Genomic DNA, 1383 nt, shown 5'->3' with positions numbered 1-1383 from the left:
TCCAGGCGATGTCCTCGTCGTAGTGGGTGTGATGGTGTAGGCAGCCGTGGAGGATGCCTACGAGCCGGTTCGCCACCGCGCGCAGGGCTTGGTGGTGGGTGGCACCGCGGGCGCGGCGTTCGTCGTAGTAGGCTCTCGCCCCCGGTGAGACATTCAGTGCGGCGAAGGCCTGGAAGTACAGGGCGTCCCCGAGCCGGCGGTTTCGTGCGTAGCGGGCCAGCACGGCTCTTTTCGTGCCCGAGGCCCGGGTGATCGGGCTCATACCGGAGTAGTTCTTTCTCGCGCGGGCATCGGCGTAGCGGTGGGGGTCGTCTCCGAACTCAGCGAGTACCCGGGCACCGAGAACGGCACCCAGACCAGGCTGACTGCGGTAGATCTCAGCGTCCGGATGTTGGTCAAAACACTGCTGGATCTGCTCCTGCAGCGCCGCGATCTGTGTGCTCAGCGCGGTGATGACAGCGATCAACGCGCCGGTGGTGGCGGTGTAGGCGGCTTCGATCCCCGGGCGGGCCTGCAGGTGGGACCCGTGCAGGGCGGCGACGATCTGCTCGGCCCGAGCGGTGAGATGGCGTTGCCGGCCTGCCACGCGCAACAGGGCCTGTACCTGGTCCGCGGTCAATCGCGCCCCGGCGGTGGGCCCGGGCGCGGCGGTGAGCACCGCAACCGCGTCGCGGGCGGCCAGATCGGTACCGAAGGCGGCCAGCGCGGCCGGGTAGTACTCCCGCAGTCCTGAGCGCAGCGTGTTGACCTGCCGCTGGCGGTCCCAGATCAGCGACTGGTGGGCGCGGGCTAAGACCTTGGCCTGCTCGGCCATGGCGCTGTCACCGGTGACCGGTCGGTGGTGGGCCCGGTCGGTGCGCACGAGCTCGGCCAGCACCAGTGCGTCCCCGGGGTCGGACTTCGTCCCCGAGGTGCTGTGTCTCTGGCGGTAGCGGGACGCCTGTAGTGGATTAACGGCGTAGAGCGTGTACCCGGCGGCCAGCAGGGCCTGCACCCACGGGCCCCGGTCAGTCTCGATGCCCACCACCACCCCGGCCACGTCGTCGTCCTCGCCCAGGTGGTCGGCGATCAGCGCATGGAGCTTTTCCACCCCGGCCACACCTTCGGGCAATCGCTGACGGACCAGTCGCTTGCCGTCAGTGTCGATCACGACGATGTCATGGTGGTCTTCGGCCCAGTCGTCTCCGACGAACAACATCGCGGGTGCCTCCTGCCCCAATCGGTCTGCTGTTCCGAGTCCTTGGAGGAGGACCGAGGCGCGACCTAATGGATCAGTGCTCACCGGCACAACATCCCACCAGCGCTTCACGCCTCCTCACCGGCCGGCAGGGGCACGATCTATGCGTAGGCCTCTTCGGGCCCGGATCGGGAAGTGCTCACCTG

Annotated in this window: 1 protein-coding gene; it reads right to left on the bottom strand. The window is 68.5% G+C overall.

The window, feature by feature from the left end:
• On the bottom strand, positions 1-1198 hold a 1198-nt coding region (locus tag IEW07_RS20680), incomplete at its 3' end, for an IS110 family RNA-guided transposase (protein ID WP_188540673.1).
• Positions 1199-1383 lie beyond the last annotated feature (185 nt).

The organism is Kocuria dechangensis (genome assembly GCF_014636775.1).
Classification (GTDB): domain Bacteria; phylum Actinomycetota; class Actinomycetes; order Actinomycetales; family Micrococcaceae; genus Kocuria; species Kocuria dechangensis.
The sequence above is the reverse complement of the archived record's forward strand: the minus strand, read 5'-3'. Positions and strand labels throughout refer to the sequence as shown.